At 72.4% G+C, this 6,410-nt stretch carries 6 protein-coding genes; all 6 read right to left on the bottom strand.

The annotated features are described in order from the left end of the window. Positions 1 to 730, bottom strand: a 730-nt coding sequence (locus I2W78_RS39970) for an MFS transporter (RefSeq protein WP_196465677.1), incomplete at its 3' end; no start/stop codon positions are given. 184 nt (positions 731 to 914) lie between these two features. Further along, positions 915 to 1,613 carry an ABC transporter ATP-binding protein gene (locus I2W78_RS39965; RefSeq protein WP_196465675.1) on the bottom strand — a complete coding sequence of 233 codons (699 nt, stop codon included), beginning with the start codon at positions 1,611 to 1,613 and terminating at the stop codon, positions 915 to 917. Next, positions 1,606 to 2,574, bottom strand: a complete 969-nt coding sequence (locus tag I2W78_RS39960; protein WP_196465674.1) for an ABC transporter ATP-binding protein — start codon at positions 2,572 to 2,574, stop codon at positions 1,606 to 1,608. The genes I2W78_RS39965 and I2W78_RS39960 overlap by 8 nt, the downstream gene beginning before the upstream one ends. 241 nt (positions 2,575 to 2,815) lie before the next feature. Further along, positions 2,816 to 3,718, bottom strand: a complete 903-nt coding sequence (locus tag I2W78_RS39955; RefSeq protein ID WP_196465673.1) for an ABC transporter permease — start codon at positions 3,716 to 3,718, stop codon at positions 2,816 to 2,818. Positions 3,719 to 3,732: 14 nt separating this feature from the next. After that, positions 3,733 to 4,701, bottom strand: coding sequence for an ABC transporter permease (locus I2W78_RS39950; protein ID WP_196465672.1), 969 nt, complete (start codon positions 4,699 to 4,701; stop codon positions 3,733 to 3,735). Between the two features lie 20 nt (positions 4,702 to 4,721). After that, a complete protein-coding gene (locus tag I2W78_RS39945) occupies positions 4,722 to 6,308 on the bottom strand; it encodes an ABC transporter substrate-binding protein (RefSeq protein WP_196465671.1) in 1,587 nt (528 codons plus the stop codon). Positions 6,309 to 6,410: the final 102 nt, after the last annotated feature.

Raw genomic sequence — 6,410 nt, 5'->3', positions numbered from 1 at the left:
CGACCTTCGACCAGCCGACCCGCCCGGCGATCCCGGCCACGCCCAGCACGGCCACCAGCGCGCCCGCCGCGGTCGGGCCTAGGCCGAGCCGCTGAGCGCCGTACAGCGCCAGATAGGTGTTCACGGAAGCGATACCGCAGCCGAGCAGCAGCGAGAAGACCATCAGCCAGGCGATCATGCCGCGCGGCACCCAGGCCGCCGGGGTGGACTTCGCGGGCGGGTCGCCGGGCAGCACACGTGCCGCCCACACGGCCGCCACGAGCGCGGCACCCGCCGCCGTCCACACCGCTCCCCGCCACCCCGCGAGGCCGGCGAGCGCGGCGAGCGGCAGACCGGCCGCGAACGCTCCGAGCTGCACCCCCGACTGCTTCATCCCCGTCACCGAGCCGCGCCGGGCAGGCGGTACGACGGCCAGGATCGCCTTGTTCGTGGCCGGGTTGGCCAGCGCCTGCGGCAGCCCGCCGAGCGCGACCGCCGCCAGCAGGAAACCGGCGCCGGGCGCCGCACCGACGAGCGCCAGCGCCAGCGCCGACACCGCCAGCAGCGCGATCAGACACCGACGAGGCCCTACCCGGTCCACCACCCGGCCGCCGACGGGCGACAGCACGGTCGCCGTCGCGAAGCCGACGGTCGTCGTCAGCCCCAGCACGGTGGGGGAGACGCCGAGCTCGTCCACCAGCCGCGGGCCCAGGGCCCCCAGCAGGAACAACTGCATCATCGAGAAGGCCATGGCGCAGGTCAGCAGCGCGGTCAAGGCGCCGCCCGCCTGCACATCGCCCACCTCGGCAGCCGTCCCGGTCCCACTCCGACCCGTCGTCACAGACGCACCTCCCAGCAAGAGCAGTCGGCCCGAACCGCCCCCGGGTTCCGGCCCTTCCCGATCCATGAATGTGCCGTGTGTCACACGTGGGGATTCAGGGGCCGGTGGAGTGCGGCGTGCCCACGGGCATCGGCTCCTCACCGCACACCGTCTCCCAGGGGACCGTCCGGTCGCACCAGCGGTGCAGGAGCGTACGGTCGTGGCCGACGGCGAGCAGGCCCGCGCCGGTGGTGGCGCGGTAGTCCTCGACGACGGCGACCAGGGCAGCGGTGGTGGAGGCGTCGAGCATCGCGGTCATTTCGTCGCACACCAGCCAGCGGGGACGCAGAACAAGGGCGCGGGCGAGACAGGCGCGTTGGAGCTGGCCGTCGCTGACTTCGTGGGGTTGTCGGCGAAGCAGGTCAGGGGTGAGGCCGACGGTGGTGGCCAGCTCGGCGACTCGCTCGGGTATCTCCTCGCGGCGGCCGGTGGCGCGCAGGGGCTCCGCGATCAGGTCGGTGAGCCTCAGCCGGGGGTCCGCGGAGAGCCGGGGTTGCTGGAAGACGACGCCGAAGGCGGTGCGCAGCTCACGGGATGCGCGGTGACGCCAGTGCCGTACGGGTGCGCCGTCCAGGAGCAGCGTTCCGGAGTCGGGGCGGTGCAGGAGGGCGGTGACGCGGGCGAGGGTGGACTTGCCGCAGCCGCTGGGGCCGAGCAGGCCGACGGCCTCGCCGGGCGCGATGGTCAGGGAGGCGTTCCGTACGACGGGTGCGTGACGGTCGTATCCGGCGGTGATGGCGCGTAGTTCAAGCACGGATGTCCTCCGTGGCCGGTGCGGCGGGCTGCGACTCGTCCGGGGCGTGACCTGCGAGGGGGTGGTGGCAGGCGACGGCTTCGGTCAGGGGCGGCAGAGCGGCGCAGGTGTCGGTGGCCCGGTCGCAGCGGGCGGCGAAGGCGCAGCCGTCGGGGAGGTTGCCGAGTTCCGGGGGCAGGCCGGGAATGGGGGTGAAGGCACGGTCGGGGAGGGATTGGAGGAGGCCGCGGCTGTAGGGGTGGCGTGGGCCGGCCGAGCCGAAGAAGGCCGTGGCGTCGGCGATTTCGACGATGCGGCCGGCGTACATGACGGCGATCCGGTCGGCGATGCGTTCGGCTGCCGCCAGGTCGTGGGTGATCATCAGCAGTGCGCGTCCGCCACTGTGCGCCGCGTCCGGGCTGTCGATGTGGCGACGCAGCTCGTCGACCGTACGGTGCACCAGGTCGCGGTCCAGCCCCGTCGTCGGCTCGTCGGCGAGCAGCAGTGGCGTGTCGCCGACGAGGGAGAGCGCGGTGGCGGCGCGCTGGGCGAGGCCGCCGGAGAGCTGGTGCGGGTAGCGGTCGAGATGGTCCAGGGGGAACGCCGCACGCTCGGCGGCCGTCTCGGCGGCCGAGCGCAGGGCGGCCCGGCCCCGGACGCCGGTCAGTTCCGCGACGGTCTCCTCCAGTTGGGACCGGATGGAACGGACGGGCGTGAGGTGTGCGGCCGGGCTCTGCGGGATGAGCCCGATCAGGCGGCCCCGCACCCGGCGGGCGAGGGTCCGTTCGTCGGCGGACAGCAGATCGAGGTCGCCGAGCCGGGCCTCGCCCGCGGTCTGGGCGTTGGCCGGGAGCAGACCGAGCAGGGCGGAGGCGAGCACGGACTTGCCGCAGCCGCTCTCGCCGATCAGCGCCAGGCACTCGCCGGCCGCCACATCGAAGTGCGCGTCGCTGACGGCGGCGACGCGACGCCCGCCAGGCATGAGAAACCGCACCGACAGGCCGCGCACCGACAGAACGGGCGGTCGCTCGACGGGCCGCTCAGGCCTTCCCTCGGCCGGCCGCTCGGGCGTTCGCCCGGCGGGAGGTTGAGGTGCGCCTTCGGTCGCTTGCTCCGACAGGCGCTCGGCCGGTCGTTGAGGCGTTCCCTCGCCCGGCCGCGCCGGCGCTTGCCCGGCCGGTCGTTGAGGCGTTCCCCGTCCAGTTGCTGGGGCAGGCGCTCGGTCACAGCATCAGCTCCGATCGGCGGCGCGGGTTGATCCGCTCACGCCAGGCGCCGGCCAGCCCGGCGATGGCGAGGGTGGGCACGATGACGAACAGTCCGGGGAAGAGGGTCGGCCACCACTGCCCGGCCAGCAGCGAGCCCCGCGCGGTCTGGATGAGAGTGCCCAGACTCGCCGTGTGCGTGGGCAGCCCCAGCCCCAGGAAGGACAGGGCCGACTCGTGCCACATGGCGTGCGGCACCATCAGCACGGCGGCGAGCGCGGCCTGGGGCAGCACACCGGGCAGCAGGTGCCGTACCGCCACCCGCCACCGCGAGGCGCCCGAGGAGACGGCGGCGTCGATGTACGGGCGGGAGCGCAGGGAGAGGACCTCGGCGCGGACGATGCGCGCCGTCGACAGCCAGTGGGTGAGGGCGACCGAGACGACCACCGGCCAGACCCCCGGCCGGAACATGGCGACGATGAAGATGCCCAGCAGCAGGTGGGGTACCGACGCGACGGTGTCGACCACACGCATGACGCCCCGGTCGACCCAGCCACCCAGGGCCCCGGCGGTGGCCCCGACGGCGATGCCGACCACGGTCGCCGTCAGCGCCGCGGCCACGCCGACGAGCAGCGAGACCCGCAGGCCGTACACGCAGCGCAGCAACAGGTCCCGGCCGACGTCGTCGGTGCCGAAGGGGTGTGCCCAGGACGGCGGTCGCAGCTTGGCGGCCAGATCGACGGCCTGCTGGTCGAGTTGCACCAGCGGCGGGACGAGCAGGACGGCGAGCACCGTCAGGGCCACCAGCGCGGCGGAGACCCGCACACGCAGGGTGCGGGTCGAGCGGCGCGCGGCGGTACCGGCGGAGCGCCATGCGACGCCGGGCCGCCGTGTCCCTTTCTCAACTGCGGTGTCAGCCATGGAAGTCACCAACGTCACATGTCACTGAGCTTCACCCTCGGGTCGAACAGGCCGTACAGCAGGTCGGCGAGCAGGTTGCCGACGAGGACCGCGGCGGTGGCGAGCGTGGTCAGGGCGGCGAGCAGCGGGAAGTCGACGGCGGTTGCCGCCTCGACGGTGGCCGCGGCGATGCCCGGCCAGCTGAAGACACTCTCCACCAGCAGTGCTCCGGTGATGAGTTCGGGGACACGGGAGCCGATCAGGGTCAGCACCGGCAGCAGTCCCGAGCGCAGGGCGTGCCCGAGCAGGACGGTGCGTTCGCTCAGTCCCCGGGCGCGGGCGCCACGGACCGGGTCCTCCGCCAGCGCGTCGCCGACCCCCTGCCGTACGTAGAGGGCGAACCACGGCAGTTGGGACACGGCCAGCACACCGGCGGGCAGGACGAGATGGCTCGCGACCTGTCCCGCGGTGACCTGTTCACTGCCGGTGTCCGTCAGCCCGCCCGCCGGCAGGACGTCGAGCTGCAGCGCGAACAGCCAGACGGCGAGCAGGGCGATCCAGAAGACCGGCGCGGCCTCCAGGGTGTACGCGAGCGAGGTGACGGCCCGGTCGAGCATGGACCCGGGACGGCGGGCGGCGAGCACCCCGAGCAGCGTGCCGGCGAGCACGGCCACGGCAAACGCGACCGCGCAGAGCAGCGAGGACCACACCAGCCGCTCGCCGATCACCTGGGCCACCGGCTGCCGCAGCACGCTGGAGTGGCCCAGGTCACCACTGAGCGCGGAGGTCAGCCACTCCCACCAGCGGGCGGGAAAGGACTGGTCCACACCGAGGTTGTCGCGCAGCCGGTCCAGGGTCTCCTGGTCGGCACCGAGCGCGGCCGTGCCGGCGTAAGCCTTGACGGGGTCGAAGGGGGATGCGGCGGCGATGGCGAACACGCCGAAGGTCACGACGAGGAGGACGGGGACGGCGAACAGGGTCCGCCGTCCCGCCAGGCGTGCCATCGCTCCCCAGGGCAGGGGCGTCACTTCTTGGGCTGCCAGTCCTCGATGTTCCACCAGGGCCCGCTGGCGAAGCCGTGCTCGTGCGGTTCGAGCTGGGTGGTCAGCCCGTCCCAGCGGTCCGCCAGCACGTAGAGGTGGTCGATGTGAGTGAGGAACGTGTAGCCGGGGTCCTTCACGAGCTCGCGCTGGAGCTTCTCGTACGCGGCCTTCCGCTGGTCCGGTGCCTGGGTGCGGCGGCCGGTGTCGAGCGCCTGGTCCACGACCGGGTTGTCGTAGCGGGCCATGTTGTTGAAGCCGTCGCCGGCGAGCGAGGAGTGCAGCAGGGTGTAGAGGCCGAAGTCGGGGTCGCCGATGCTGCCGAAGCCCGCGAGGACCGCGGTGTCCTTCATCCGCGGCTCGATGACCTCCCAGGTGGCGCTCTCCACCGTCACCGCGATGCCGGCCTTCTTGGCGTCGGAGGCGTAGGCGAGGGCGTGGTCCTGGCGGACCTTGTCGCCGGACGGGTAGAGGAGCGTGAACGCGGCCCGCACCCCGCCCTTTTCGCGGATACCGTCCTTGCCGGTCTTCCACCCCGCCTCGTCGAGGATCCGCCCGGCCCTGTCCAGGTCCTGCGTGCGTTCGATGCCCTTGGCGAACGAGGGATCGTCCACGGGCAGCGGCCCGTACGCCGGTGTGCCCGCGCCGTCGAGGACCTTGTCGACCATGGCCTTCCGGTCCACGGCGGCATCGAGCGCCTGCCGGATCGCGCGGTCGCCGGTGACCTTGCCGGCCGTCGGCAGGGTGACGGTACGGAAGTCGTAGGACCTCGCCTCGTACGACTTCGTGCCCTCGTCGCTCTTGAAGGTGGCGGCGAGGTTGGGCGGCAGGACCGCGCCGTCCAGATCGCCGGAGCGCAGCCGGGTGGCGCGTACGTTGTCGTCCGCGATGATCGCCATGGTGAACGTCTTCACCTTGGGCGCGCCGCCCCAGTAGTCCGGGTTGGCCTTGAAGGTGAGCTTCTCGCCCTTGCTCCAGGAGGAGAGGACGTACGGTCCCGTGCCGACCGGTTCGGTGTTGAAGGAGCCGGTGTTGGGGTCCTGCTTGCCGGCGATGTGCTCGGGGACGATGGGCAGCACCGTGCGCCCGGCGAAGGGCGCGTACGGGTACTTCAGCGTGAAGACGACCTTGTCGTCACCGCTCGCCCGGACGTCCTTGACGGCGTCCAGTTCACTCCTGGCCGTGTTGTTGGTGTTCTCGTTCAGGACGGTTTGGTAGGTGAAGACCACGTCGGCCGCCGTGAGGGGTTCGCCGTCGCTGAACTTCACGCCCTCGCGCAGGGAGTAGGTGTAGGTGAGGCCGTCGTCGGCGACCTGGGGGAGCGACGTCGCCAGAGCGGGCTTCAGCCTCAGGTCGGCGTCCCGGGCGAGCAGCCCGTCGAAGATCTTGGAGTTGCCGTCCTTGCCGTAGCCGAGCAGCGGGCTGAGCGTGTTCGGCTCGGAGGGCACGCCGATCACGACGGACTCGGCCGGACTGCCGCCGCTCCCACCCTCGCTGGGTGCGGAACAGGCGGCGACCCCGGCCAGCACCGCCGCCGCGAAGGCGGCACCTCTTATTCGACGGGTCGACATCAGCCTCACACCCCTGTTGCTTGAAAATCTTACCTGCACATTATGTGCGACAAGCGGGGGTGGTCACCGCATTGAACAACCCTCGCCTTTCATCCGTATCCC

The sequence above is a fragment of the Streptomyces spinoverrucosus genome (assembly GCF_015712165.1).
Classification (GTDB): Bacteria; Actinomycetota; Actinomycetes; order Streptomycetales; family Streptomycetaceae; genus Streptomyces; species Streptomyces spinoverrucosus_A.
This window is presented reverse-complemented; position numbering and strand designations above follow the sequence as displayed.